The organism is Martelella lutilitoris, assembly GCF_005924265.1.
GTDB lineage: Bacteria > Pseudomonadota > Alphaproteobacteria > Rhizobiales > Rhizobiaceae > Martelella > Martelella lutilitoris.
In genome coordinates, this window is the sequence record NZ_VCLB01000009.1 from 260,637 (window position 1) to 285,435 (window position 24,799).

General features: G+C 61.8%; 21 protein-coding genes, 1 tRNA gene and 1 pseudogene. 6 read left to right on the forward strand and 17 right to left on the reverse strand.

Annotated features, from left to right (window positions below):
- The 12 genes from surE to FF124_RS17425 form a co-directional block, all read right to left on the reverse strand.
- Positions 1–756, reverse strand: a complete 756-nt coding sequence (gene surE / locus FF124_RS17370; RefSeq protein ID WP_138749738.1) for a 5'/3'-nucleotidase SurE — start codon at positions 754–756, stop codon at positions 1–3.
- 9 nt (positions 757–765) lie between these two features.
- On the reverse strand, positions 766–2,049 hold the full coding sequence (gene serS, locus FF124_RS17375; protein WP_138749739.1) for a serine--tRNA ligase: 1,284 nt from the start codon (positions 2,047–2,049) through the stop codon (positions 766–768).
- 108 nt (positions 2,050–2,157) lie between these two features.
- Entirely contained in the window at positions 2,158–2,985 is an 828-nt protein-coding gene (tatC, locus tag FF124_RS17380; protein ID WP_138749740.1) for a twin-arginine translocase subunit TatC, read from the reverse strand.
- A complete protein-coding gene (gene tatB / locus FF124_RS20975) occupies positions 2,982–3,545 on the reverse strand; it encodes a Sec-independent protein translocase protein TatB (protein WP_138749741.1) in 564 nt (187 codons plus the stop codon). Before tatB ends, tatC begins: the two co-directional genes overlap by 4 nt.
- Before the next feature lie 43 nt (positions 3,546–3,588).
- The gene (locus FF124_RS17390; RefSeq protein ID WP_138749742.1) at positions 3,589–3,795 is read right to left on the reverse strand and encodes a twin-arginine translocase TatA/TatE family subunit; all 207 of its coding nucleotides are present in this window, start codon (positions 3,793–3,795) and stop codon (positions 3,589–3,591) included.
- Positions 3,796–3,837: 42 nt separating this feature from the next.
- Complete coding sequence (locus FF124_RS17395) at positions 3,838–4,923, reverse strand: ABC transporter ATP-binding protein (protein ID WP_138749743.1); 1,086 nt, start codon at positions 4,921–4,923, stop codon at positions 3,838–3,840.
- A 53-nt stretch (positions 4,924–4,976) separates the two neighbouring features.
- Positions 4,977–5,693 carry an SMC-Scp complex subunit ScpB gene (gene scpB / locus FF124_RS17400; protein ID WP_138749744.1) on the reverse strand — a complete coding sequence of 239 codons (717 nt, stop codon included), beginning with the start codon at positions 5,691–5,693 and terminating at the stop codon, positions 4,977–4,979.
- Positions 5,690–6,520: a segregation and condensation protein A gene (locus tag FF124_RS17405; protein ID WP_138749745.1), complete on the reverse strand. Its 831-nt coding sequence runs from the start codon at positions 6,518–6,520 to the stop codon at positions 5,690–5,692. The genes scpB and FF124_RS17405 overlap by 4 nt, the downstream gene beginning before the upstream one ends.
- A 5-nt stretch (positions 6,521–6,525) precedes the next feature.
- On the reverse strand, positions 6,526–7,545 hold the full coding sequence (gene nagZ / locus FF124_RS17410) for a beta-N-acetylhexosaminidase (RefSeq protein ID WP_246072521.1): 1,020 nt from the start codon (positions 7,543–7,545) through the stop codon (positions 6,526–6,528).
- An 89-nt stretch (positions 7,546–7,634) separates the two neighbouring features.
- Complete coding sequence (locus FF124_RS17415) at positions 7,635–9,872, reverse strand: SPOR domain-containing protein (protein ID WP_138749746.1); 2,238 nt, start codon at positions 9,870–9,872, stop codon at positions 7,635–7,637.
- Between the two features lie 64 nt (positions 9,873–9,936).
- Entirely contained in the window at positions 9,937–11,697 is a 1,761-nt protein-coding gene (gene argS, locus FF124_RS17420) for an arginine--tRNA ligase (protein WP_138749747.1), read from the reverse strand.
- 53 nt (positions 11,698–11,750) lie between these two features.
- Entirely contained in the window at positions 11,751–12,968 is a 1,218-nt protein-coding gene (locus FF124_RS17425; RefSeq protein ID WP_138749748.1) for a deoxyguanosinetriphosphate triphosphohydrolase, read from the reverse strand.
- A 206-nt stretch (positions 12,969–13,174) separates the two neighbouring features.
- Between FF124_RS17425 and erpA the strand changes: the two genes are divergently transcribed.
- Entirely contained in the window at positions 13,175–13,507 is a 333-nt protein-coding gene (gene erpA / locus FF124_RS17430; protein WP_138749749.1) for an iron-sulfur cluster insertion protein ErpA, read from the forward strand.
- A 75-nt stretch (positions 13,508–13,582) separates the two neighbouring features.
- Here erpA and FF124_RS17435 read toward each other — a convergent pair whose 3' ends face one another.
- Positions 13,583–14,950 (reverse strand): uracil-xanthine permease family protein, encoded by a 1,368-nt coding sequence (locus tag FF124_RS17435; protein WP_138749750.1) that lies wholly within the window; start codon positions 14,948–14,950, stop codon positions 13,583–13,585.
- A gap of 206 nt (positions 14,951–15,156) precedes the next feature.
- On the opposite strand from FF124_RS17435, the gene xth reads away from it, so the two are divergent.
- Positions 15,157–15,948 carry an exodeoxyribonuclease III gene (gene xth / locus FF124_RS17440; protein ID WP_138749751.1) on the forward strand — a complete coding sequence of 264 codons (792 nt, stop codon included), beginning with the start codon at positions 15,157–15,159 and terminating at the stop codon, positions 15,946–15,948.
- A gap of 108 nt (positions 15,949–16,056) precedes the next feature.
- Here the strand turns inward: xth and FF124_RS17445 are convergent, their stop codons facing one another.
- On the reverse strand, positions 16,057–16,857 hold the full coding sequence (locus tag FF124_RS17445; RefSeq protein ID WP_425462548.1) for a tetratricopeptide repeat protein: 801 nt from the start codon (positions 16,855–16,857) through the stop codon (positions 16,057–16,059).
- Between the two features lie 366 nt (positions 16,858–17,223).
- On the opposite strand from FF124_RS17445, the gene FF124_RS17450 reads away from it, so the two are divergent.
- Positions 17,224–17,310, forward strand: a tRNA-Leu gene (locus FF124_RS17450).
- Positions 17,311–17,542: 232 nt separating this feature from the next.
- Here FF124_RS17450 and FF124_RS17455 read toward each other — a convergent pair.
- Both FF124_RS17455 and dnaE read right to left on the reverse strand, forming a co-directional pair.
- Entirely contained in the window at positions 17,543–18,637 is a 1,095-nt protein-coding gene (locus FF124_RS17455) for a porin (RefSeq protein WP_138749752.1), read from the reverse strand.
- A 425-nt stretch (positions 18,638–19,062) separates the two neighbouring features.
- Positions 19,063–22,554, reverse strand: coding sequence for a DNA polymerase III subunit alpha (gene dnaE / locus FF124_RS17460; RefSeq protein ID WP_138749776.1), 3,492 nt, complete (start codon positions 22,552–22,554; stop codon positions 19,063–19,065).
- Positions 22,555–22,684: 130 nt separating this feature from the next.
- Here dnaE and FF124_RS17465 point away from each other — a divergent pair, with 130 nt between their 5' ends.
- The 3 genes from FF124_RS17465 (at position 22,685) to FF124_RS17475 (ending at position 24,060) form a co-directional block, all read left to right on the forward strand.
- Positions 22,685–22,972 (forward strand): hypothetical protein, encoded by a 288-nt coding sequence (locus FF124_RS17465; RefSeq protein ID WP_138749753.1) that lies wholly within the window; start codon positions 22,685–22,687, stop codon positions 22,970–22,972.
- 32 nt (positions 22,973–23,004) lie between these two features.
- Positions 23,005–23,733: a DNA adenine methylase gene (locus tag FF124_RS17470; RefSeq protein WP_246072524.1), complete on the forward strand. Its 729-nt coding sequence runs from the start codon at positions 23,005–23,007 to the stop codon at positions 23,731–23,733.
- Positions 23,734–23,841: 108 nt separating this feature from the next.
- Positions 23,842–24,060 (forward strand): hypothetical protein, encoded by a 219-nt coding sequence (locus tag FF124_RS17475; RefSeq protein WP_138749754.1) that lies wholly within the window; start codon positions 23,842–23,844, stop codon positions 24,058–24,060.
- A gap of 122 nt (positions 24,061–24,182) precedes the next feature.
- Here FF124_RS17475 and FF124_RS20625 read toward each other — a convergent pair.
- Positions 24,183–24,799, reverse strand: a pseudogene (locus tag FF124_RS20625) (hypothetical protein); the annotation flags it as partial.

A 24,799-nucleotide genomic window follows, 5' to 3' on the forward strand; every position in this document is an offset into this window, starting at 1 on the left:
TTACGCAAGCGCTTTGGCGATCCTGTCGCGAACCGCATGATCGGTCAAGTCGAGCTTCAGCGGCGTCACCGAGACATGGTTTTCGCCGACCGCATTGAGGTCGCTGTCATGGTCAAAGGCGCTCAGCCGCTCGCGGAAGGTCAGCCAGTAATAGGGCAGACCGCGCCCGTCTGTGCGTTTTTCAACCGAAAGACCCGATTCGAGCTTGCCCTGCGTCGTCACCCGCACGCCCTGGACGTCTTCCGGCGCGCAGCACGGGAAGTTGACGTTGAAGAACGTGCCTTCCGGCAGTTCGAGCGGCAGGAGTTTGCGAATCAGCGGCAGGGCGTGACGCTCGGCCACCTCCCAGGGGAAATAGCGGCCATTGTCATAACGCCCGGTCTGGCTGAGCGCGATCGACTTCACCCCCTGAAGCGTGCCCTCGATTGCCGCGGCAATGGTGCCGGAATAGGTGACGTCATCGGCCATGTTGGCGCCGGAATTGATACCGGAGAGGATCAGATCCGGCGCTTCCGGCAACACCTCGCGCGCAGCCATGATGACGCAGTCGGTCGGCGTGCCGCGCAGGGCGAACTGCTTTTCGCCCATCTGACGCAGCCGAAGCGGCTCGGAGAGTGTCAACGAATGGGCAAGACCGCTCTGGTCGGTCTCCGGCGCAACGGTCCAAACGTCGTCCGACAATTGTGTCGCGATTTTCTGGAGCACGGCCAGGCCGGGACCGTGAATGCCGTCATCATTGGTCAGCAGAATACGCATGGTCGCGGCTCACTCCCCGGCTTCGATCTTGGTCTTGCCGCCCATATAGGGAACGAGAACGTCCGGGATCGTCACAGAACCGTCTTCGTTCAGATAGTTCTCGACGACGGCGATCAGCGCGCGGCCGACCGCCACGCCCGAACCGTTCAGCGTATGGACGAAACGCGTCGCCTTCTCGTCTTTCGGCCGGTAGCGGGCATTCATCCGGCGGGACTGGAAATCGCCGCAGACCGAGCAGGAGGAAATCTCCCGATAGGTATCCTGTCCGGGAAGCCAGACCTCGATGTCATAGGTCTTGCGGGCGGAAAAGCCCATGTCCCCGGTCGAAAGCGCGACGACGCGGTAATGCAGGCCAAGCGCCTGCAGCACGTCCTCGGCCGCCGATGTCATCCGCTCCAGTTCGTCAAGCGAGCTCTCGGCGTCGGTGATCGACACCATCTCGCATTTCAGGAACTGGTGCTGGCGCAACATGCCGCGCGTGTCGCGGCCGGCAGAGCCCGCCTCCGATCGGAAGCAGTATGTCAGCGCTGTGTAACGCAGCGGCAGCGTCTCGGCCGGAAGAATGTCGCCGGCGACGAGATTGGTGAGCGGCACTTCCGCCGTCGGGATCATCCAGCGGTCTTCGGACGCCTTGAACAGGTCCTCGGCGAATTTCGGCAGCTGGCCGGTGCCATAAAGGGCCGCATCGCGCACCAGAAGCGGCGGGCTGACTTCCCTGTAGCCATGCTTTTCGGTGTGCATGTCGATCATGAACTGGCCGAGCGCCCGCTCCAGCCGCGCGAAAGCGCCGCTCAGAACCGTGAAGCGCGAACCGGACAGCTTCGCCGCCCGCTCGAAATCCATGCCGCCGAGCGCTTCGCCGATCTCGTAGTGCTCCTTCGGCGTATGGTTCCACGACGGCTTCTCGCCCCATTTGCGGATTTCGACGTTGTCGTCCTCGTCCTCGCCGACCGGCACATCGTCGAGCGGGACGTTCGGAATGCCCGACAGCAGATCTTCGAGGGCAGCGCCGACCGAGCGTTCCTCGTCCTCGAGCGTCGGCATGGCCGATTTGATCTCCGCGACCTCGGCCTTCAGCTTTTCGGCAAGCGCGGTGTCCTTCTTGCCCATCGCCGCGCCGATTTCCTTCGAGGCGGCGTTGCGGCGGGACTGCATTTCCTGCAGGCGCTGGAGAACGGATCGGCGCTTCTCGTCAAGTCGGACAACCTCCGCCGCAAGCGGCGCGGCGCCGCGCGTCGCAAGGGCTGCGTCCAGCGCTTCGGGGTTTTCGCGAATCCATTTGATATCGAGCATCGTTCCTGCTTTCCCATGACGAAGAAAAGGCCGCCGGCGCGTCAGCGTCAGCGGCCCTCTTGTGCCCAACTCATCCTCAAAGCGCAAGACACGCTTTGAGGATATAGCCTAAGTTTCGTCCTCCGGCGGCGTCTCCTCGCTCGCCGCCTCGGCCTGCTCCTCTTTCCGGCGACGCTCGACCAGCTTGGCGGCATAGATGGCCACTTCGTAGAGCAGAACGGTCGGCAGCGCCAGGCCGAGCTGGGAGAGCGGATCCGGCGGCGTCAGAACGGCGGCGATGATAAAGGCGATGACGATGGCGAACTTGCGCTGCTTGGCAAGCCATTCCGCGGTCACGAGGCCGGCACGCGACAGTAGCGTGGTCACGACCGGCAGCTGAAACACCAGCCCGAAGGCCAGCACCAGCGACATGATCAGGCTCAGATATTCCGAAACCTTCGGCAGAAGCGAGATCGCAACCTCGCCGCTTTCCGGCGTCTGTTGCATGCCGAGGAAGAACAGCATGACGACGGGAATGAGGAAGAAGTAGACGATCGCACCGCCGATGACGAAGAGGATCGGCGAGGCAACCAGGAACGGCAGGAAGGCCGAGCGCTCGTTCTTGTAAAGCCCAGGGGCAACGAAACTGTAAACCTGGAAGGCGATCACCGGAAAGGCGATCAGCAGGCCGCCGAACAGCGAAATCTTGATCTGCGTGAAGAAGAATTCCTGTGGCGCGGTATAGATCAGCTGCATCTTGTCCGGGTCGAGACCCGACCAGATCACCGCCCATTTATAAGGCAGAACCAGCAGATTGAAGAGGTCCTTGGCAAAGGCGAAACAGAGCAGGAAACCGGCAAAGAAGGCGGCGAGCGACCACACCAGCCGCTTCCGGAGCTCGATCAGATGCTCGACAAGCGGCTGCGGCTTGTCGTCGATATCATTTCCGGCGCTCATCGGCCGTTCCTCCGCCCGCCTGAGCGTCCCTTGCTTGTCTTCGTCGGTCGCGCCGTTCCCCTGTATCCGGGTCGTCGGCTCATCAGCCCGTCATCCTGACGCTTTGAAACGAGCTCGGCGGCCTGTTCCTCTTCCTTGCGGACGGCCTTCTGGAAGACGTTTTCCGGCGTGAAGGCCGGCTGTGCGCCGGGCGTCGGATAGGAGGCCTTCGGCAGGTCCGGCTTGTCGGACGTCGTCGCCTTCGGCTTGTTTTCAAGCGAGGTCGAGGTCTTCAGATCCGACTGGATATCGCGCGCCGTCTGACGCAACGGACTGACGGCATCACGCAACTGATTGGCAGGATTGAGTTTTCTCACGTCCCTGATGGCGGAGGAAACGTCTTCCATATCCGCCTCTTTCAGCGCGTCATCCATCTGCGAACGGAAGTCCGTCGCCATACGCCGCATCTTGGTCATGGTCTTGCCGAAGGTCCGCAGGACATGCGGAAGCTCCCTCGGGCCGACGACGACGACCAGCACGATCGCGACGACCAGAAGCTCCGTCCAGCCAATATCAAGCATTCACATTCTCCTGCAGACAGCCGGAAGGCTGTCCGACACCGTGTCAGCCCTGCTTGGTCTTTTCGTCTGCCCTGTGCTCGACAGTCTTGTCATTGTCCGACGGCTTTTCGTCCTCGTCGGAAATGCCCTTCTTGAAGCTCTTGATGCCCTTTGCGACATCGCCCATCAGTTCGGGGATCTTGCCGCGGCCAAACAGCAGGACGACAATCGCGAGAATGATCAGCAACTGCCAGATACCGAGATTACCCATGGCCAATTCTCCTGTTACCACTTTGTCTCAGGTGTAAGGGGTTTACGGTTGTTTTTCAAACATCAAAATCGCGTCTTCGACAACAAAGAGGAAAACACGGCTAATACCTTCGGCGAGCATGCCGGCGCCGATGCTCGCTTCCACCGTCGCTCCGCCCTCTTCCAGGGCAAGCGTCAGGTGCTCCGAAGTGCCGAGATAGCGGCGGTCGATGACGCTGGCCGGCACTGTGCCAGGCTGCTCGACCGTGGCCACGCGGATATCGCTGAACCGCACGGCAAGCGTCAATTCCCCCGCGGTCACGTTTTCAGGAGCGCGGCGCGTGCCGAACGGCGTTTCGACGAGGCCGTTGCGGGCGACTGCCTCGAAACGGTTGATCTCTGAGAAGAAGGACGCCGCGAAAACGCTGCCGGGATGAAGGAACAGGTCGCGCGCGCTGCCGGTCTGCACCAGTTCGCCATCCTTCAGAAGCGCGATCTGGTCGGCCATGCCCATCGCCTCCTCCGGATCATGGGTCACGATCACCACCGTTGCACCCGTCTCGCGCAGAACCGAGAGCGTGTCGGCCCGCACCTGGTCCTTCAGCCGCGAATCGAGCCCGGAGAACGGCTCGTCCATCAACAGCACGGAGGGCTTGGGGGCGACAGCGCGGGCTAGCGCCACGCGTTGCTGCTCGCCGCCTGACAGCATATGCGGATATTTGCCCTCGTAGCCGGCAAGCCCGACCCGCGCCAGGGCTTCGCCCGCTGCCGCCTGACGGCTTGCCTTCGACAGATGCGTCAGGCCGAAGGCGACATTGGCGCCGACCGTCATATGGGGAAAAAGCGCGAAATCCTGGAACATCAGGCCGACGCCGCGCTGCTCCGGCGGCAGGAAGGCGTGAGGTCCGCTGACCTCGACATCATTGATGAGCAACCGTCCGCCGCGCGGCACCTCAAGCCCGGCCGCGATCCTGAGCAAGGTGCTCTTGCCGGAACCGGACGGGCCAAGCAAGCACAAAACCCTGCCGGGAAACGCCGTCAGCGACACGTCGCGAACGACGTCGCGTCCGCCATAGCCGTGACGAATATGCTCGAAACGCAATCGGGCGGCCGTGCCGCTTGCGCCCAGGTTCAGCGCCTGAAGGTTCATCCTCGCTCCAGAAGTTCCGGTGCGGCCGGTTCCGGCCGGTATTTTTCTAGAGCTTATTCATCATGTTTGCCGCCCGGTGTCAAAAGGCCGAGATCCTCCAGATCGGCGGCATCCAGCGGATCCTCGTCATCGGCAAGGTCCTCGTCGTCATTGAGCGGCAGCGGAATCTGGAAACCGGGCGGAATGCGGCCAGACAACAGCCCGGCGCCGCGCAGCTCTTCGAGCCCCGGCAGATCGCGGATTTCCTCAAGGCCGAAATGGTCGAGAAAGGCGCGCGTCGTGCCCATGGTGACGGGCCGGCCCGGCGTGCGCCGCCGCCCGCGAAAGCGGACAAAGCCCGCCTCCATCAGCACGTCCAGCGTGCCCTTGGAGGTTTGGACGCCGCGGATTTCCTCGATTTCGGCACGGGTCACCGGCTGGTGATAGGCGATGATCGACAGCACTTCGAGGGCCGCGCGCGTGAGCTTGCGGGCCTCGCGCTCGCCGCGATGGATGACGAAGGAGAGATCGGGCGCTGTGCGAAACGCCCAGTGGTCCTCGACGCGCACCAGATTGACGCCGCGATTGGCATACGCCTCCTTCAACCCCGCCATCACCTCCCCGACATTGATGCCGTCCGGAATCCGCTCGGCGATATAGGCCTCGCTGACCGGTTCGGCAGAGGCAAACGCCAGCGCCTCGGCGATGCGCTCGGCTTCGAGCAGCAGTTCCGGGCTCGTCGCGGCCACGTCTTCCGGTTCTTGCGTCTCGTCAATCTCGTCGTCGCTCATTCGGCCGCCTCCCCCGAGATCGCGCCCGACTGCGGCAATCGGCCGCTGCCGCGCCGCATCAGGATCGGCGAAAAGGCTTCCTCCTGCCGCAGGTCGAGCCGCCCCTCGCGCACGAGCTCCAGAGACGCGGCAAAGGTGCTGGCAATCGCGGTGCGCATTTCTTCCGGGCGCGTGAGATAGCGCAGCAGATAGCGATCGAGCGCGGTCCATTCGCCGATCTCGCCAATCATGTCCTGCAGCCGTTCGCGCGCATCGGTCAGCGACCAGACCAGGCGCTTCTCGATGGTTACTTCGGTTACGGCCTGGCGCTGGCGGAGATTGGCATAGGCATCCAGAAGTTCATAAAGCGTCGCCGTGTAGGACGATCCGGTCTCGTCGGGAATATGCTCCGGCGCGCCGCGCTGGAAGGTATCGCGACCGAGCCGGTTGCGGTTGACGATCTTGGCGGCGGCATCGCGCATAGCCTCCAGCCGCTTCAGCCGGTGGGCGAGCGTTGCCGCCATGTCTTCGCCCGATGGTTCCTCGTCGCTTGCCCGGCGCGGAATCAAAAGCCGCGACTTGAGGTAGGCAAGCCAGGCCGCCATCACGAGATAGTCGGCGGCAAGCTCAATGCGGATGCGCCGCGCGCTCTCGATGAACTGGAGATACTGCTCGGCAAGCGCCAGAACGGAAATCCGCGCCAGATCCACCTTCTGCGTGCGGGCAAGGTGCAGCAGCAGGTCAAGCGGGCCTTCGAACCCGCCGACATCGATCACCAGCACGGCCTCGCCCGCGGCGCGAACCTCGACGGTTCCGTTCGGATTTTCCGGGAAGAAATCGTCCTGCACGCGGCTTACCCCTTCCCCTCAAGCAAATCATCGAACCGGCGCGACAATGCCGCGAGATCGCTGCCGTCGGCCTCGGGCGCGCCGACAAGCGCCTGCTCCGCCCTCGCCAGCGCCGCGCCCGCGAGCGCCGGCGCCTCTTCGGCCGCGGCGCGCATTTCATTCATATCGCCATTGCAATGCAGGATGATGTCGACACCGGCGGCGGTAACGGCGCGCGCCCTCGCCGCGATATCGCCGGAAAGCGCGTTCATCGAGATATCGTCGGAGATGATCAGCCCGTCGAACCCGATTTCGCCGCGCATGATCTCCTCAACGACCTTACGCGAGGCTGAAGCCGGGTTTTCCGGATCGACCGCCGTAAACAGGACATGGCAGGTCATCGCCATGACAATCCCCGGGATTTCCCTGAAAGGACGAAAATCCGTGTCTCGCAACGTCTCAAGCGCGGCATCGACCACCGGCAGACGCTGGTGCGAATCGAGCAGGCCGCGCCCGTGGCCCGGCATGTGCTTGATCACCGGCAGCACGCCGCCGGCCTTCAGCCCCTCGGCCTGGGCGGTTGCGAGCGCGATCACCTGGTCCGGGTCCGTGCCGAAGGCCCGGTCGGCAAGAAAGCCGGCGCCCGGTTCCGGCGGAATATCGAGCACGGGGGCGCAATCGCAATTGATGCCGACCCCATGAAGATCACCGGCCATCAGCCGCCCGCTGAGAAAGGCCGCCTCAAGCGCCGCCGTTCTCGATGTCTCGTAGAGCGCGCCGATAACGGAGGCCGCCGGATAGTCGCGCACCAGCGGCGGCCGCAGCCGGCGCACGGTGCCGCCCTCCTGATCGACGAAGACCGGGGCATGCCAGCCGACGGCCTCGCGCATCGCCTCCGTCAGCGCCTTGATCTGGGCGAGGCTTTCGACATTGCGCCTGAACAGGATGAAGCCCCACGGCTGAACGGCGCGGAAGAAATCTGTCTCCTCCGCGCTGAGGCGTGTGCCGCCGCACCCCAGAATCATGGCCTTGCGTGTCTCGGTCATCCGCGAATCATAGAGGTTCCGCGCGAAAGCGCGAAATTGACCCGCGCTTCATGCACAGTTTTCTTCAGCCGGGCGCGCCGAAACTGCAATTAGCGGGGCACGAAGCAGCTCCCGCCTGCGGCCTTGAAGCTCTCGCAGAGCGACAGGGCTTCCGACAGGCTGCCCGCCGGGATACGAACCCGGTAATAGGTTCCCCGGTCGGCGATATCAGCCCTGACGATCTCCACCGGCTGGCGACCGAGCACCGCCGGATATTGCGCGGCCAGGCGCCGATAGGCCTGCTGGGCCTCGGCTTCCGTCGGCAGCGAGGCGATCTGCATGGCATAACGCGACGACGGCGCGGCACTCGTGGCCGACGCGGCGCTTGTTGCCGGCGCGGCGGCTGCGACCGGCTGGCTCGGCGCGGCAGGCGCGGCCTGTGCCGAAGAGGCAGGCGGGCCGCCGGTCGACGAACGCGGTGTCGGAATCGGCACATTGGCGATGCCGAAGTCGCCGACGGCTGCGGCCGGCTCATCTGCGGCCTGGTCGGCGGCGACATCCTGATCGGTGAGATCGGTCGCGTCCTGCACGCCCGTCGCTCCATTCAGCACGTCGGCGACGGAGGGACTTTGCGTTTCGTCCGGGACCGGCGCGCCAACGCTGTCTGCAGCGCCCGCCGTCTCGGGCGGAACGAGCATTCCGGCCTCATCGGACGGTGCAGACACAACTTCGGTACCGCTTGTGCCAGCGCCTGTCTGCGTCGCCTCGGGAGCGGCGCGCTCGACAAGCGTTCCGTCAGGGCGGACGATGATGGTGCGCACCCTGCGCGGCTCGACAACACCGCCGCCGGCCTGCCCCGTGGCATTGTCGGCAACGCTGTCCGCCAGCGGATTGGGCGCAATGTCGTTCACGTCGACCGGCTCCTGGTCGGACGCAATCAGGCTGTCCTGCCGGGGTTCGGCCTCAAGGGTCCTGGATGCGTCATTGAAAATGACGTTGTCCTGATTGGGAACGACCTCGCCGCCGGGATCCTCCGGCGCTTCTTTCACGCTTGTGTCGTCGGCGGCGATGATGACAGGACCGCCATCGCCTTCGCTGCCGAGATAGCGAAGCCCGGCAAAGACGGCCAGAACGGCGATCACCACAAAGGCAAGACCGAACAGCAGTACGCGGCCATAACCCATGAAGGTAACCGCCAGCCAGCTCGGACGCCGCTCCTGCTCGTCGCTGTCATAATAGCTGTCATCGGCGATATCTTCATAGGCCTGCGGGGCGCCGGTGGCCCGGGTTTCCGCAAGTTGAAAGCCTTCCTCAAGCGCTCGCTCGATGTCGTCGTCGTAGACGCGGTCGTTTTGCGGCTGATGCACATCTTCCACGGCCGGTTCGGGCTCGCGCTGAGGCTCGCTCAGCGGATCGACAAGCGCCGGTTGGCTCGCCAGCATATCGGCAAGCTCTTCGTCGAGATCGAATTCATAGACCGGCGGCGGCGGCTCGCGAACGGCTTCGGCGTCATCGCCCATGCGCGGCAGGTCAAGCTCGTCGACCGGGCGCGGAAGCTCGTCGGTCGGAACGATCGCCGCCGGATCGAACACATCGTCGCGGCCCACCTCGCCGGCGCCGGCTTCCTCCAGAGGTTCGGGACCATCAGCTTCGGGTCGGGTGACATCGGCGAGTTCGAGCTCGAGTTCGTCGAGGTCGAGCGCCAGATCGCTCTCGTCCTGTTCGATGGCGGCGTCAACGACCGGCCGATCGTCAAAGGCATAGGATGTGCCCCAATCCTCGTTCCCGGCTTCGGTTTCGACGGGTTCTTCTTCCGGCAGGGCGGCAGGCGGTTCGGCGCCAAACGAGGGCGCGGCAAACAGCGTATCGGGATGAATGCCTTCGTCTGCCGCAGGCGCCTCGTCTTCGGCAAGATCGAGGGAGGCGATCGATTGCCTCAGTTCATCTTCGAGGAAGCCTTCGCCAAGGTCCACATCGTCGTGGCCGGGAGCCTCGGCAATGGGCTCTTCAGACCACTGTTCCGGCCGCTCTTGCGGTTCGCGATCGGCTTCCGGCACGGGCCGGCCCAGCGGATGAAAGGATTCGAACACCATCGGCGGGGCCCGCGGTTCCGGCTGAGGCTCCGGCGCGACGGGCTCTTCGAAGGCATCATCGGCAGCCGGATACTGACCGGGAAAGGCGTTGAATTCGCGCAGCAACTCGTCGGCCAGATCGTCAGCGGTCTCGGCCGAACGGGGTCTTTCCGCCTCGCGCGGGGCGATCAGCCGCGCCAGCTCGGCGAAAGGATCATCCTCGTCCGTGTGGGCGGGACCCGTTTTCCCGCCATCCGGCTTGTTGTTATCTGCCATCTTCTATCACCGATGCTGCCCCGCGCCGCAAAAGGGCGCGAGAAAAGTGCGGATGAGACGGTCTCTAGCGCATTTCCTGCGGTGCATCCGTGCCCGTCAGAGCGAGGCCGGAACGCAGGACGGCGGCCACGGAAGAAACCAGTCCCAGTTTTGCAAGCGTCGATTGTCTATCACCCTCATTAATAAAGCGTAATTCCGTCTTTTCTTTTCCCTTGTTCCAGTGGGAATGGAAGTTCGACGCAAGATCATAGAGGTAAAACGCCAGTCGGTGCGGCTCCCGCATCAGTGCAGCCGACTCCACAACCCGCGGATATTCAGATAACTTTGCCACAAGTTTGAGTTCTTCCGGCTCGAAATCCGCATCGAGAACCGCCTTTTCCAGAGATTTCTGCGAAATATCGAGACCGGGAAAGGCTTCCTGCGCCTGCCGCATCACCGACATCGACCGCGCATGGGCGTACTGAACGTAGAAAACGGGATTGTCCTTGGACTGTTCGGTCACCTTGGCGAAGTCGAAATCCAGCGGCTCGCTGCTCTTGCGGTAGAGCATCATGAAACGCACGGAATCGCGGCCCACCTCGTCCACCACCTCGCGCAGGGTGACGAAATTGCCGGAGCGCTTCGACATCTTCACTTCCTCGCCGTTGCGCAGGAGCTTCACCAGCTGGCAAAGCAGAACGGAGAGCTTTGCGTCATTGCCGGCAACCGCCTTTGCCACCGCTTCCAGCCGCTTCACATAACCGCCGTGATCGGCGCCGAGAATATAGACCATTTCATGGAAGCCGCGGTCATACTTGTCCTTGAAATAGGCAACATCGGCAGCAAAATACGTGTAGTTGCCGTCAGACTTGATCAGCGGCCGGTCGATATCGTCCCCGACTTCTGTGGAGCGGAACAGCGTCTGCTCGCGGTCTTCCCAATCTTCCGGAAGCTGTCCCTTCGGCGGCGGCAGCGTGCCCTTGTAGACATGCCCCTTGAAGGTGAGATCGTTGATCGCGGTGCGGATCAGCGACGCATCATCGTCATGCAGCCGGCGCTCGGAATAGAAGACTTCGTGACGGACATTGAGCGCCGCAAGATCCTCGCGGATCATCGCCATCATCGCATCGATCGCCCGGTCCTTGACGATCGGCATCCACTCGTCTTCCGGCAGGTTGTGAAGCGAGGGGCCGAATTCGTCCTTCAGCGCCTCGCCGACGGGCACGAGATAATCGCCCGGATAGAGGCCTTCGGGGATTGTGCCGATGTCCTCGCCCAGCGCCTCGCGATAGCGCAGGAATACCGACCGCGCCAGCACGTCGATCTGGGCGCCGGCGTCGTTGATGTAATATTCCTTGGTAACGTCAAAGCCGGCATAGTCGAGAATATTGGCGAGCGTATCGCCCACCACAGCGCCCCGGCAATGGCCGACATGCATCGGTCCCGTGGGGTTGGCCGAGACATATTCGACATTGATCTTGCGTTTGCCGCCGGTTGCGCTGCGGCCAAAATCCTCCGCTTCGCGCAGGGCCGCGACCAGCATGCGCTTCCAGAAGGCATCCGACAGGCGGATATTGATGAAGCCCGGACCGGCGATCGACAGTTCGGCGATATCCGCGTCGCTTTCAAGCGCCGCGACGATTTCGCCGGCAAGATCGCGCGGCTTCTTGCCCAGCGGCTTTGCCAGAACCAGGGCGGCATTGACGGCGATATCGCCATGGCTCGGATCGCGCGGCGGCTCCACCACCAGGCGCGAGAAATCGAGCGCGTCGCGCTTCTCCGCAATCGCTGCAATCGTCAGCAGTCGTTCGTTCAGTCTTTGCTCAAAATCGGTGAAGAGGTTCATGTCATGTTCCATGGGCCGCTTTGCGGCGGCAAAAGGCGCTTTCAGCGGCGGCTCTAGCGCAATTCGGGGGTATGGTCAAACAGCTGCCGATGGGTCTTCTCGGCATAGGTATCGGTCATTCCGGCCAGATAATCCGCCACATGACGCGCCCGCTGCGCCGCGGTCAGCGCTTCGACGCCGTCGGTCCAGGGATGCGAGCCCATCAGTTCCGGATCGGCGAAATAGGCATCGAACAACTCGCTGACGATCTGCGCCGCGCCGGCGCGGATCTTCATGATGTCCGGATGCCGATAGATATGGCCGAAGAGCAGTTTCTTGATCTGCCGGTCAATCTCGGCCATTTCCGGCGAAAAGGTCGCAAGCGTGCGCCCTGAAAGCCGGACATCGTCGGCGCTTCCGGGCTGCGCCTCTCGCAGGTTGGCCTGGGTCACGCCGATCACATCCTCGACCATGGCCGTGATCTGGCGGCGCATGATCTCGTTGGTAAAGCGCGCGGCCTCGAGATCGGGATAGCGGTCATGTACTTCGCGCATCAGGCCGGCGAGGAACGGCACCTCCTCCAGCATCTCGTAGGTCAGATAGCCCGAACGCAGCCCGTCATCGATATCATGCGTGTTGTAGGCGATGTCGTCGGCAATCGCCGCGACCTGCGCCTCGAGGCTTGCATGGGTGGAAAGCCAGAGGTCGTGACGTCGGCTGTAATCGATGATCGGCTGCGGCACGGGGCCGCCAAGCCCCTCGCCATCCGCCGTCTGGAGCGGCCCGTTATGCTTCACCAGGCCCTCGAGCGCCTCCCAGGTGAGGTTGATGCCGTCGAATTCGGCATAGCGCCGTTCGAGGCTGGTGACGATCCTGAGCGACTGGGCGTTATGGTCGAAGCCGCCGTAATCCGCCATCTTCTCGTGCAGCGCATCCTCGCCCGTATGGCCGAAGGGCGTATGGCCGAAATCATGCACCAGCGCCACACCCTCGGCAAGATCCTCGTCGAGCCTCAGCGCGCGCGCAAGCGAGCGGGCGACCTGGGCCACCTCGATCGTGTGCGTCAGGCGCGTGCGGTAGTGATCGCCGTCCTGGGCGATGAACACCTGGGTCTTGTGCTTCAGCCGCCGAAACGCGGTCGTGTGGATAATCCGGTCCCGGTCGCGCTGGAAGGGCGAGCGCGTCAGGCTGTCGGGCTCGGGATAAAGGCGGCCGCGGCTCGTCCAGGGGTCTGAGGCATAGACCGCGAGCGCAACGTCACCGAAGCCGAGTGCCGATCTGTCGATTGTCATATTCTATCCTGTTGCGCGAGACATGGTTTTTGCGAAACGCGGAGAACCCGGATGCAAATTGACCGTTGACGGCCTTCATCGGCGTTCTTAACTAAGATTGGACATGATTGAAAGCCATCGCCGCTTCTGGCGCGATGGCACGCAAAATCACTGCGGCTTTGTGCCTGGCAGTTTCGCCCAAAAAGCCGCGTGGCCGGAGAATTGATATGGATACCCAGACAGTGACGCTTTCCGACGCGGCCGCTCGCCGGATCGCCTCGATCATCAGCAGCGAGAATGACAAGCACGCCCTCAGGGTTTCCGTCGAGGGCGGCGGCTGCTCGGGGTTCTCCTACAAATTCGACCTTGTGGAAGGCCCGGAAGACGACGACGTGGTCATCACCAAGGACGACGCAACCGTGCTGATCGACAGCATCTCGCTGGTCTATATGGCCGGCGCGGAAATTGATTTCGTCGACAACCTGCTCGGCCAGTCCTTCCAGATCCAGAACCCGAATGCCGTGGCCAGCTGCGGCTGCGGCACGAGCTTCGCAATCTGATCCGAACACGAAGCAACGCCGGAAAAGAGAGAGGCCGCGCCCGAAAGCGCGGCCTCATTCTGTTTGAGCAGCCTATCAGTCCTTGATCGCCTTGCCGGCGTTCTCCGGAATAAGCAGCGAAAGAATGATCGCCGACAGGCCGGAAAGCGTGATCGGCGTGGCGAACACCTTCTGGATGATGTCGGGCATCTGCTGCATGGACTGCGGCACCAGGGTGACGCCGAGGCCGAGGCCGAAGGACACGGCCATGATATAGACCTTGCGGTGGTCGATCGGCTCGGAGGCGAGGATGCGGATGCCCGCAACGGCGATCGAGCCGAACAGCACGACGGTAGCGCCGCCGAGCACGGGCTTGGGCACCAGCAGGAACGCCCCGCCGATGACCGGGAAGAAGCCCATGACGATGAGAATACCGGCGATATAATAGCCGACATGGCGGCTCGCGACGCCCGTCATCTGGATAACGCCGTTGTTCTGGCTGAAGGTCGTGTTCGGGAAGGTGCAGAAAAGCGCGGCGATGCCGGAATTGATGCCGTCTGCGAGAACGCCGCCCTTGATGCGGTTGAGATAGACATCGCCCTGCACCGGCTCGCCCGAAATCACCGAGTTGGCGGTCAGGTCGCCCGTCGTCTCGATGGCCGTGATCAGATAGACGAAGGCAATCGGGATGAACAGGCCGATATCGAAGTCGAGCCCATAGCGCAGCGGTTGCGGAATGGCAAACAGCGGCTGCGTGCCGAGCCGTGAGAAATCGACCATGCCGAAGAAGATTGAAACCACGAAGCCTGCCACAAGGCCGAGCATGATCGCTGCAATGCGGACCATCGGGATCTTCGAGAACGAGAAGAAGATGATCACGGCGACGACCAGAAGGCCGAGGAAGATGTTGACGGGCGCGCCAAACGCATCACCCGCCCCTGCGCCGCCGGCAAAATCGGTGAAGCCCGACTTCACCAGAGACAGACCGATGACGGTGATGACGATGCCCGTCACCGTCGGCGTCACGATGCGGCCCATCCTGGTGATGAACTGGCTGAGCACGATTTCGACAATGCAGCCGACGAGGCAGAGCCCGAAGATCATGGCAAGGATATCCTCGGGCGTGCCGCCCCTGCCCTTCACGGCAAAACCGGCGGCGAGAATGACCCCGAGAAAGGCGAAGCTCGTTCCCTGCACGCTCAGGAGCCCGGAGCCGACCGGTCCGATGCGACGGCACTGGATGAAGGTGGCAACGCCGGACACGAACATCGACATTGCCAGAAGGTAGGGCATGTTCTCGCCAAGCCCCAGTGCGCCGCCGATAATCAGCGTCGGCGTGACAATCCCGATGATGCTGGCAAGAATGTGCTGGAAGGCTGCCAGAAACGAAGCGTGCGGCGAAGGCACGTCGTTGAGCTTGAAAATAATGTGGTGGTGCTCCGCACTCGGATTTTGTTCACTCATGAATTTCTCTTTCAATGGCGGCCGAAACCGCGCGTTGTCCCCTGCTGCTAGCGTTTTAAGCGATGCAATTTCCGTGCCACGGAATTGTCACATTTCCCGGAAGCCTTGCGAAACCGGGTCATTGCACGTCATCGCCCGATGCGGCGTTTGCAAATCGCAGGCGTCCTCTGCATAAGAAACAGGTCGAAGCACGAAAAGGCGGCCCCATGAAAATCGCGACCTGGAACATCAACGGCATCAAAGCGCGGCAGGACAACCTCCTGGCCTGGCTTGCGGGAGAGGCGCCAGATATCGTCTGCCTGCAGGAAATCAAGTCGCAGGACGAGACCTTTCCCCGAGCGCCGATCGAGGCGCTTGGCTATCATGTCGAGACCCACGGCCAAAAGGGCTTCAACGGCGTCGCGCTGCTTTCGAAGAAGGCGCCGGATGAGACATTGCGCGGTCTGCCGGGCGCCGATGACGATATTCAGTCACGCTATATCGAAGGCGTTTTCAGCGTCAAAGGCGGCGTGGTGCGCGTCGCCTCGATCTACCTGCCGAACGGCAATCCGGTCGAAAGCGACAAGTATCCCTACAAGCTCGCCTGGATGAGGCGCCTGAAAGAGCATGTATCACAACACCTTAAATCGGAAGAACCGCTCGTTCTCGCTGGCGACTACAATGTCATTCCGCGCCCCGGCGACTGCCACGACCCGGCCGTCTGGGCAGAAGACGCCCTATTCCTGCCGGCCACGCGCGAGGCCTTCAACACGCTTCAGGCCCTCGGCCTCTACGACGCGGTGATGAGTGCCGACGATCAGGGCGGACAATATACATTCTGGGATTATCAGGCCGGCGCATGGCAGAAGAATAACGGTATCCGCATCGACCACATGCTGCTCTCCTGCGAAGCGGCCGACCGGCTGCGCTCGACCATGATCGACAAGAAGGTGCGCGGCTGGGAGAAACCGTCCGACCACGTGCCGGTGATTGCCGCTTTCGATTTCGACTGGGCCTAGGGCGCGCGCCGAGCGCGGTTTCACATTGCTCCGCGGCGGAGCCATGTCGCGACGAGGTGCGGCAATCGGGACGTCAGTGCCAATCGCGGCTGCTTACGGAAGCAACAATCAATGGTTGCCCGTGCTCATATTTTGCGCAAGTGCGATCGCGCCGCGGCGGTCATTCTCGTCAACGACGGAGAAACATTTTTCCTGCAGCTCGCGTATCCACGAGCAATCGCCGGGACCACAGCGATCCGCCGCCATGGTCAGATAGGCAAGACCAAGCACCGGCTGGCCTTCATTGAAAACGAGATCCCCGAAAACCGCCATGGCCCCGACATTGCCGTTCTTGCGCGAGAGGTTGAGCCATTTCTTGGCCAGGCGCACATTCTTCGCCCCGCCCTCGCCGTTCAGGATCATCTGCGCAAGCCGGAACTGCGCCTCGGGATTGCCGAAGACCGAGGCCGCCTGGAAATAGAGCTGACGCGCCTGGGACAAATCCTTCTCCACCGGCGTATCGGGTATGCCCGTCTGGTAATAGCCGGCCAGCGCGAGCAAGGCATTCACATAGAAGCCGGTATCGGGAGAGCCCGGCTCGACATCATGGTTGACGATCTCGGCATAGGCCTTGAAGGCCTCATAATCGTTCTCCGGAACGCCGTCGCCATAGGCATACATGTTGGCGAGCGCCCAGCGCGAACCGGTGTGGCCCTTCTCGGCGGCATAGCGGTAGGCCTCGACGGCCTTTTTCTTGTCGCCGTTCTGGTACGCCTTGAAACCGAAACGAAAGAGATCGAACCGGCCGGACTCCTTCGGGACGTCGGTGGTGATGTCGAAAGCCTGGACGGGCCGTCCGACGCCATAGCCCACCATGAGGCTCGCCATCAGCAGAAAAACGCCGATCTGTCTGTGACCTGTCTTTTCCATCATCATTGAACGTTTCTTCACCGAAACACCTGGCCGGACACGCCTGCCCGGCATAAACGCAGAAGCCGGCCCCGTGACCCGGCCAAAACACTGGCTCGCCGACTGCGGCACCAGACCCTTTTGATGCTCTTTGTTTGTGGCGGGAAATGGACGGCTTTCCACCAAATGCTTTTACGTGAATTTATGCTGAATGACTGTGACGCAAGCGACACACTTGTCGATTTGATATAAAAAACAATGCCCAACCGGGGAACCGAGCTGAAACAAGGTTAAGACGACATCAAAAGGCGCGCCCGACGAACAGAGCCGAAAGCCCACTGTCACCTGTTGCCTAAAACCGATCGTCATAATAAAGCATTGCCCGAAGCGGACGTGGCGAAACTGGTAGACGCAAGGGACTTAAAATCCCTCGACCGATTGGTCATGCGGGTTCGAGCCCCGCCGTCCGCACCATGGATTCTCGAAACACGCATATGGCATGCGCCATCCGGACCGCAGGCGCGCCCGGGGCATGATAAGCGCCAATTATAGCTCTTTATAGCTCTGAACCGCGCCTTCAGACTTGCCGGGCTACCCCCGAAACATCTGCTGAACGAGAAGCGCAGAAAGGACAGGCTGCGCTCGTAACAAAAAAGAAAAACCCGGCCACGAGGACCGGGTTTCCCAAACTAGACCTAAACGCGTCTTAGAAGTCGCGCTGCAGACGGAACCAACCGCCCCAAGTGTCGTCCTTGAAGTAGGAGTCCGGCAGGTCGGCATAGTCGAAGTTGACCTTGGCGGACAGGCCGTCAACGATCTCGTAGTCGAACAGAGCGCCGAAGGTGTAGAAGCTCTTGTTCGAAGCCGTCGGGATGTTGACCGACGTCCACTGGATAGCCGGCGTGATGGTGAACTTGTCGGTGACGTCAAGAGCGTAACCGGCAGCCAGCTGCCATTCGGCATAGATCGAGTTCGGAGCCGGAGCGCCAGCAAAGGGATAGCTGTCGAACCAGTCATCGAAGGTGTTGGCATAGGCGTTCCAGCCCGAAGCCCACGAAGCACCGAGGTCAAGCTGACCCGGGCCGAGAGCGAGCGACGTCATCGCACGAACCGAACCGTCTTCGTTGAAGGTGTCGTAGCCACCGTCAACCTTGAAGCCGATACCGCCAGCCTGGAAGCCGACACGACCGGAAACGCCGATGCGAGCCAGGTCAGGGTCACCCATGTAGCCAACCTGCGAAGCCGTCAGAGCGTCAAGCGAGAGACCGGCTACGAAGCCGTCGCCCGTGAAGACGTAACGCATCGAGTTGAACTTGGTGTTGCCCGACAGGTCGTCGATTTCGCCGACAAGACCTTCATCCCAGTAGCTCTGGAAATAACCGGCCTGGAAGCCGCCGAGAGCGAGGTAGGTCTGGTCGAGACCGAAGGTCGTGCCCGAACCGCCGGCGCTGTGCGCTTCAGCGTTCATCTTGATAACGCCGGTCAGGACACCGAGTTCGGTTTCCGTCTTGCTGGCGATGTCAATCTGAGCCTTGGTGAAAACGTCCCAGGTGCCCGGCTGACCAGCGGCCCACATCGGGGTCGTCTTGCTCAGGGCGCTAACCTGGAAACGGACATAACCGCCGATGTCGAGGCAGGTTTCGGTGCCCGGGATGTAGAAGTAGCCGGCACCAAAGGTGTCGCAGACTTCAACGTAGTTGGCAGCTACAGGCTCAATGACCACAACCGGGTCGGCAGCCTGGGCGCCGGAAGCTGCTGCAACTGCTGCAGCGGAGCCGAGGAGAAGGCTCTTCACGTTCATAATGACCTCCAAATAAGGTTTAAAGCGGGTCTGGGATTTTCGCCGAGGCGTTCCCTGCCCCATCCCCTGGTTTCAAGAAGACCGGGCCGTCTCGCCCTCACTTCCGAGGTTGAACATACAAGACCGCGTCGCGATCGCAATCACCAATCAACCCGAATGCGGTCTTGGGACCGTCCTTACCTGCTTGCTGTTGCGGATTGGCAACAAGTCCCCCTCCCGGAAGGCCAAATCTTTACAAAAGGTAAAGAAAACAAGAGCGAAACGGCCAGCCCATGGCGCGTCAATCCCGACAATTCCGGCCGATAACGGCAAATCACCCCCTGAATCGATGCGGCCAAACGACGGAAGAACGCGCCCGAAGCGTTGAAACCGGCCGCGCCTCGCTTGCCAAGGGGAATCACCACGCAAGCCACAGCGACCGGAAACTAAACCAGTTCCACATCCACCACACCGGAAACGGCGCGCATGGCGGACGCCACCTCCGGCGACAAACGATACTTGCCCGGCAATTCCACTTCGATCTCGCGAAGCCCGTGATCCTGGATGACCACAAAAGACACGAGGCCCTCGCCATTGTCGTTCAGGTGGCGGGCGAGCGAGGCGATCGGCGAATCATCCCGCAAGAAGATGCGCATGGCCCTCTGCTGACGCACCGCCTCCTCCTCCAGAGACTGGACCGTCTGGATCCGCATGCCGATTCCCTCCGGACGCATTTCGGCAGACACGGTGATGACCACCGAGGTGCCCGGCTCCAGCAGATCGCGATACTGATAGAGCATCTCCGAAAACAGCACCGCCTCGAACTGGCCGGTGGCATCGGAGAAGGTGACAATGCCCATGCGGTTGCCGGTCCGGGTCTTGCGTTCCTGCTTGGCAACCACTGTGCCCGCGAGCCGGCCGCGATCCGAACCGTTCTTCACCGAGAGCTGGAACGCAGAAAAGGCCTGCACGCGCATCTTGGCCAGGATATCGGCATAGGCGTCCAGAGGATGGGCCGTCTGGTAATAGCCGAGCATCTGGTATTCCCGCATCAGCCGTTCCGAATCGGAGAGCGGCGTGTAGTCCGGCAGAACGATCTTCGCGACCTGGCCTGCACTGCCGAAGATATCCGCCTGACCGCTGGCGCGATCCTCCTGGGTGCGCTGGGCAAGACCGATGATGCGATCGAGGCCGGCAAGAAGAGCGGCCCGGTCATGCCCGAAACAATCAAACGCGCCCGCGCAGATCAGGCTTTCCAGAACCCGGCGGTTGACGAGTTTCGGGTCGATGCGCTGGCAGAAATCCTCAAGATCGGCAAACGGCCGGTCGCCGCGCATCTCGACGATATGATCGACCGCCGCATCGCCAACACCCTTGATGGCGGCAAGCGCATAGTAGATGCGATCCTCGCCCGGTTCGAAATGCCGGTAGCTCGTCTGGATCGACGGCGCGACCACATCGATGCCGAGCCTGCGGGCGTCGTGCCGGAAATCGTTCAGTTTCTCGGTATTGGCCATGTCGAGCGTCATCGAGGCGGCGAGGAACTCCACCGGGTAGTGCGCCTTCAGATAGGCCGTATGATAGGAGACGATCGCATAGGCGGCGGCATGCGACTTGTTGAAGCCGTAATTGGCGAATTTCGCCAGCAGATCGAAGATCTCGTCGGCGCGCTGCTTCTTCACGCCTTTCTCCACCGCGCCCTCGACGAAGCGGACGCGCTGCTTGTCCATCTGCTCCTTGATCTTCTTGCCCATCGCGCGGCGCAAAAGGTCGGCTTCGCCCAGCGAATAGCCCGAGAGCACCTGGGCCACCTGCATCACCTGCTCCTGGTAGATGATGACGCCCTGGGTCTCGGCAAGAAGATGGTCGATCATCGGATGGACGGATTCAATCTCCTCCTCACCGTGCTTGCGCGCATTATAGACGGGAATGTTTTCCATCGGACCCGGCCGGTAGAGCGCGACGAGGGCGATCAGGTCCTCGATGCGGTCCGGCTTCATGCCGATCAGCGCCTTGCGCATGCCGGCGCTTTCCACCTGGAACACGCCGACCGTCTCGCCGCGCGCCAGCATGTCATATGTTTCGTGATCGTCCAGCGGCACCAGCGAAAGGTCCACCTTGATGTCGCGCCGGGCGATGAAATCGACCGCCGTCTTCAAGACGGTCAGCGTCTTCAGCCCGAGGAAGTCGAACTTGACCAGGCCGGCCTGCTCCACCCACTTCATATTGAACTGGGTGACGGGCATATCCGAGCGCGGATCGCGATACATCGGCACAAGCTGAGAGAGCGGCCGGTCACCGATCACGATCCCGGCGGCGTGGGTCGAGGCATGCCGGTAAAGCCCCTCGATCTTCTGCGCGATCGCCAGCAAGCGGCCGACGATCGGCTCCTCCTCCGCCGCCTCCTGGAATTTGGGCTCGTCCTCGATCGCCTTGGCAAGCGTGACCGGATTGGCCGGATTGTTGGGCACAAGCTTGCTGATCCGGTCGACCTGCCCGTAAGGCATTTCCAGCACGCGGCCGACATCGCGCAGAGCCGCGCGCGCCTGCAGCGATCCGAAGGTGATGATCTGCGCCACCTGGGCGCGTCCGTATTTCTGCTGAACGTAGCGGATCACCTCTTCGCGCCGGTCCTGGCAGAAATCGATATCGAAGTCCGGCATGGAGACGCGTTCGGGGTTGAGAAAGCGTTCGAACAGAAGCGAGAAGCGCAGCGGATCGACATCGGTGATCGTCAGCGCATAGGCGACGAGCGAACCGGCGCCCGACCCGCGACCCGGCCCGACGGGAATATCGTGATCCTTGGCCCATTTGATGAAGTCGGCAACGATCAGGAAGTAGCCGGGGAACTTCATGCTCTCGATGATGCCCAACTCGTAATCGAGCCGCTCGACATAATCCTCGCGACTGTGCCCCTCGCTCAGCCCCACATGGGAAAGCCGCGCCTCAAGCCCCTCAACGGCCTGCCTGCGCAGTTCCAGCGCCTCGGCCCGTTCCGCCTCATCCGGGTCGTCGGAGGCGCCGGTAAAGCGCGGCAGGATCGGGTTGCGCGTATGCAGGATGAAGCCGCAGCGCCGTGCGATCTCGATCGTATTGTCGAGCGCCTCGGGGAGGTCGGAAAACAACTCCGCCATCTCCGCCTGCGTCTTCATGTAGTGATCGGGCGTCAGCCTGAAACGCCGGTCGTCGGAGACGATGGCGTTGTGGGCAACAGCCATCAAGGCGTCATGCGCCTCGAAATCCTCGCGCGCGGGAAAGAAAGGCTCATTTGTCGCCACCAGCGGCAATTCGAGCTCATAGGCCAGATTGATCACATGGCGTTCACGCTGGAGATCGAACGCGCCCTGGCGCTGGAGCTCGACATAGAGGCGGTCGCCGAACAGCGCCTTCAGCGCCTCCAGACGTTCACGTGCCTTGAGTTCGAAACCCGAGGCCAGCGCCTGGTCGATTGGCCCACCAGGCCCGCCCGTCAGGGCGATCAGCCCGTCAGCCCTGCCCTCGAGCCAGGATTTCCTGATGTAGATACTGTCGTGCGCATCGCCGCCAAGATAGGCCTCACTGACGAGGTGCATCAGGTTGGCATAACCCGTTTCACTGGCCACGAGAACAACGATCGAAGGCAACTTCACCGGCAGGTGGGACCCGCCGCGCCGATCGCCCTCGCCGCCATCTTCCATGTCGATCGACAACTGGCAGCCGATGATCGGCTGCAGCCCCTCGCCGATCGCTTTCTGGGAAAACTCGAGCGCGCCGAACAGATTGTTGGTATCCGTGACGGCAACGGCCGGCTGCCGATCGTCAAGGGCAAGCTTCAGGATCTTCTTGAGCGGCAATGCACCTTCAAGCAGGGAATAGGCCGAATGTGTCCGCAGATGCACGAACCGGACCGCTTCCCCGCCCGACCGGCCACGCCCGCCTTCACCGCTCTCACCTGCCATTGTCTGCTCCGTCATGTCTTATCCCGGACCTTGATTTTCGCAGGCCAGCCCGGCCGGCGCAACGCCCACAAAACATATGCACAGAAAGCTCGAACCGCCGTGAGGCGGCAGGCGCTGCTACAATGAACTGATGATCAGCCCCATGCTGGTCAGAAACAAGGTGATCGAGAAAAATGCCGCCACATCGCGCAAGAGTTCAGTCATTTTCGCCTCCATTTCGCTTTATGTTTTTATTATGTTCCGTTTTTGTTCCTTTTGCAAGCCGCTGATGCATTTTTTTACTTCCTCACCGGGCGCCGCGGCAGTTCAGGGCAATGCTGACGGCGGGAAAGCGCCACGATCAAGGCGACGCCGCCGGCGCCGGGAAAACCGTTCCAGGTCCCATGACGACCTTCGACACGACATCGCCCGGGTTTGATGTGTGTGGCTGCGGGACGCAACGGTGTCGCGATGAGGCGCGGCCAGAGCGACCACGGGGAGCCCTTCGTCGGCATGGGCGGCGTGTTCTTGCGCCGCGATCGCCAACCGAGGACGGAGGTGATCAACGATATCAGCGGCGATGTCGCCAACGTCTTCCGCATCCTGCAGCGGCACTTTCCGCAGTTCATGGATACGCTCCGCTTCCAGATCGCAGGCCGCCGTGAATTCGAACGCCTGATGAAGACAGACCCGACGACGCTGACCGATCTCGAACGCGCCGCCCGCTTCCTCTATTTCCAGCGGCTCGCCTTAGGCGGCAAAGTCGCCGGCCGGAATTTTGGGGTCAGCAAGACCACCGGCGCACGCTTCAACCTGGTCAAGCTCGCCTCGACGCTGGAGGACATCCACGAGCGCCTCGCCGGCGTCGTCATCGAGTGCCTGCCCTGGCAAGACTTCATCCGCCGCTATGACCGGCCGGGCATGCTGTTCTATCTCGACCCGCCCTATTGGGGAAACGAGGCCGACTTTGGCGCGGGCGTCTTCGGCCGGGAGGACTTCGAGCGGATGGCCGACGTCATAGACGGTCTTCAAGGCACCTTCATCCTGTCCTTGAACGCCGTTCAAGGCGTCTATGAGACCTTTTCGCGGTTCGCCATTGAGGAGGTCGATTGCACCTATTCGATCGACGACGGGAATGGGAAGGGCGTGAAGGAGGTCATCATCTCGCCAGCAAACTCTTTGCGCGTGGCGGCCGAATGAAGCGGATGCGAGCGAAAGTCTTTCACGTCCGGCCGACGGAAGCACTCCGATTGCTCGTCTTCGGCCGCACCGAGAGCGATGGTCCGGTCATCATATAAGGAGACCGACATGAGTGACAACAAAATCGCCATCACCCAGATCATCAAAGCCACGCAGCGCGACGCCGAGGACATCATGAACCAGATCGACCTCGCGGCCGAGGACATCGGCCAGGGCCGCCGCAACAGCGCCATAGGCGCGCTCACACCCGTCGACGCCACGATCGAGCGGCTGGCCTCGCTGCTGGCGGCAGCGCGGGCTATTCATCGGGTGGCGGTGATGGATTGAAAGCAAAAGCCCGCCTCGGATTAGAGCGGGCTATCATGTCGGATCCAGCCGCTTCAGCGTGGTCGCATGTTCAAGGTACGCGTGGGAACCTTGCTCCAGCCCCTATGCGGCCCGCACGTGCTTTATGTTGAAGCGTTGAGCAACTCTGCCATGAGCTTTCTAAGGCTGTCGGTCGCTCCGATGTCAGATGACCCGCCGAAGACGCGTTTCGTCCATTCGTTACACGCTTCATGATAATTGATTAGCGCCTGACAGTCGGTAACCGTCTTCGGCGGGAAAAACCCCATAACTGATGACCATGCGGTAATCGAAACCTTCACAAGTTCTTGAATGCAGGCTTCGAGTAAGTTCTCAACTAGGAAAGGTCCCATATGGGCGTCTTTATCGGGCAGAGGCCGGAGCATTGTGAAACCCGCGAAAGTTGGATGACCACACAAGACGCATAGGCGCTTATAGTGCTCAGCGCGTTTTTTCGTCGTGAAACCATCACGCTTGTCCAAGGCATCGCGGATTTTTATTGGGCTAAAGACTGCCTGCCGCTTTCCCTCTGATATCGTCTTCCACTGTTGGATCAGTTTTGGGTCTGTTTGCAGATAATCCAGCAACCAACCACTCTCTAGGCTGTGTGGACGGATTTGATGAGGTTGAATGCTGCAGCGATTGACACGATGGCTGAAAAGTTGCGTTTGGTTTTCTCGCAGCGCAGAGCCACCCGTTTGAAGCGCTTGAGCTTTCCTAC

Bases quoted from the DNA above. Each gene is read 5' to 3' on its own strand.
- surE (WP_138749738.1), bottom strand. From the start codon at position 756: ATGCGTATTCTGCTGACCAATGATGACGGCATTCACGGTCCCGGCCTG.
- tatC (WP_138749740.1), bottom strand. From the start codon at position 2,985: ATGAGCGCCGGAAATGATATCGACGACAAGCCGCAGCCGCTTGTCGAG.
- xth (WP_138749751.1), top strand. From the start codon at position 15,157: ATGAAAATCGCGACCTGGAACATCAACGGCATCAAAGCGCGGCAGGAC.
- tatB (WP_138749741.1), bottom strand. From the start codon at position 3,545: ATGCTTGATATTGGCTGGACGGAGCTTCTGGTCGTCGCGATCGTGCTG.
- scpB (WP_138749744.1), bottom strand. From the start codon at position 5,693: ATGAGCGACGACGAGATTGACGAGACGCAAGAACCGGAAGACGTGGCC.
- FF124_RS17425 (WP_138749748.1), bottom strand. From the start codon at position 12,968: ATGACAATCGACAGATCGGCACTCGGCTTCGGTGACGTTGCGCTCGCG.
- dnaE (WP_138749776.1), bottom strand. From the start codon at position 22,554: ATGGCAGGTGAGAGCGGTGAAGGCGGGCGTGGCCGGTCGGGCGGGGAA.
- FF124_RS17455 (WP_138749752.1), bottom strand. From the start codon at position 18,637: ATGAACGTGAAGAGCCTTCTCCTCGGCTCCGCTGCAGCAGTTGCAGCA.
- FF124_RS17470 (WP_246072524.1), top strand. From the start codon at position 23,005: ATGAGGCGCGGCCAGAGCGACCACGGGGAGCCCTTCGTCGGCATGGGC.
- nagZ (WP_246072521.1), bottom strand. From the start codon at position 7,545: ATGACCGAGACACGCAAGGCCATGATTCTGGGGTGCGGCGGCACACGC.
- FF124_RS17445 (WP_425462548.1), bottom strand. From the start codon at position 16,857: ATGGAAAAGACAGGTCACAGACAGATCGGCGTTTTTCTGCTGATGGCG.
- FF124_RS17435 (WP_138749750.1), bottom strand. From the start codon at position 14,950: ATGAGTGAACAAAATCCGAGTGCGGAGCACCACCACATTATTTTCAAG.
- FF124_RS17475 (WP_138749754.1), top strand. From the start codon at position 23,842: ATGAGTGACAACAAAATCGCCATCACCCAGATCATCAAAGCCACGCAG.
- serS (WP_138749739.1), bottom strand. From the start codon at position 2,049: ATGCTCGATATCAAATGGATTCGCGAAAACCCCGAAGCGCTGGACGCA.
- argS (WP_138749747.1), bottom strand. From the start codon at position 11,697: ATGAACCTCTTCACCGATTTTGAGCAAAGACTGAACGAACGACTGCTG.
- erpA (WP_138749749.1), top strand. From the start codon at position 13,175: ATGGATACCCAGACAGTGACGCTTTCCGACGCGGCCGCTCGCCGGATC.
- FF124_RS17465 (WP_138749753.1), top strand. From the start codon at position 22,685: ATGATCAGCCCCATGCTGGTCAGAAACAAGGTGATCGAGAAAAATGCC.
- FF124_RS17390 (WP_138749742.1), bottom strand. From the start codon at position 3,795: ATGGGTAATCTCGGTATCTGGCAGTTGCTGATCATTCTCGCGATTGTC.
- FF124_RS17395 (WP_138749743.1), bottom strand. From the start codon at position 4,923: ATGAACCTTCAGGCGCTGAACCTGGGCGCAAGCGGCACGGCCGCCCGA.
- FF124_RS17415 (WP_138749746.1), bottom strand. From the start codon at position 9,872: ATGGCAGATAACAACAAGCCGGATGGCGGGAAAACGGGTCCCGCCCAC.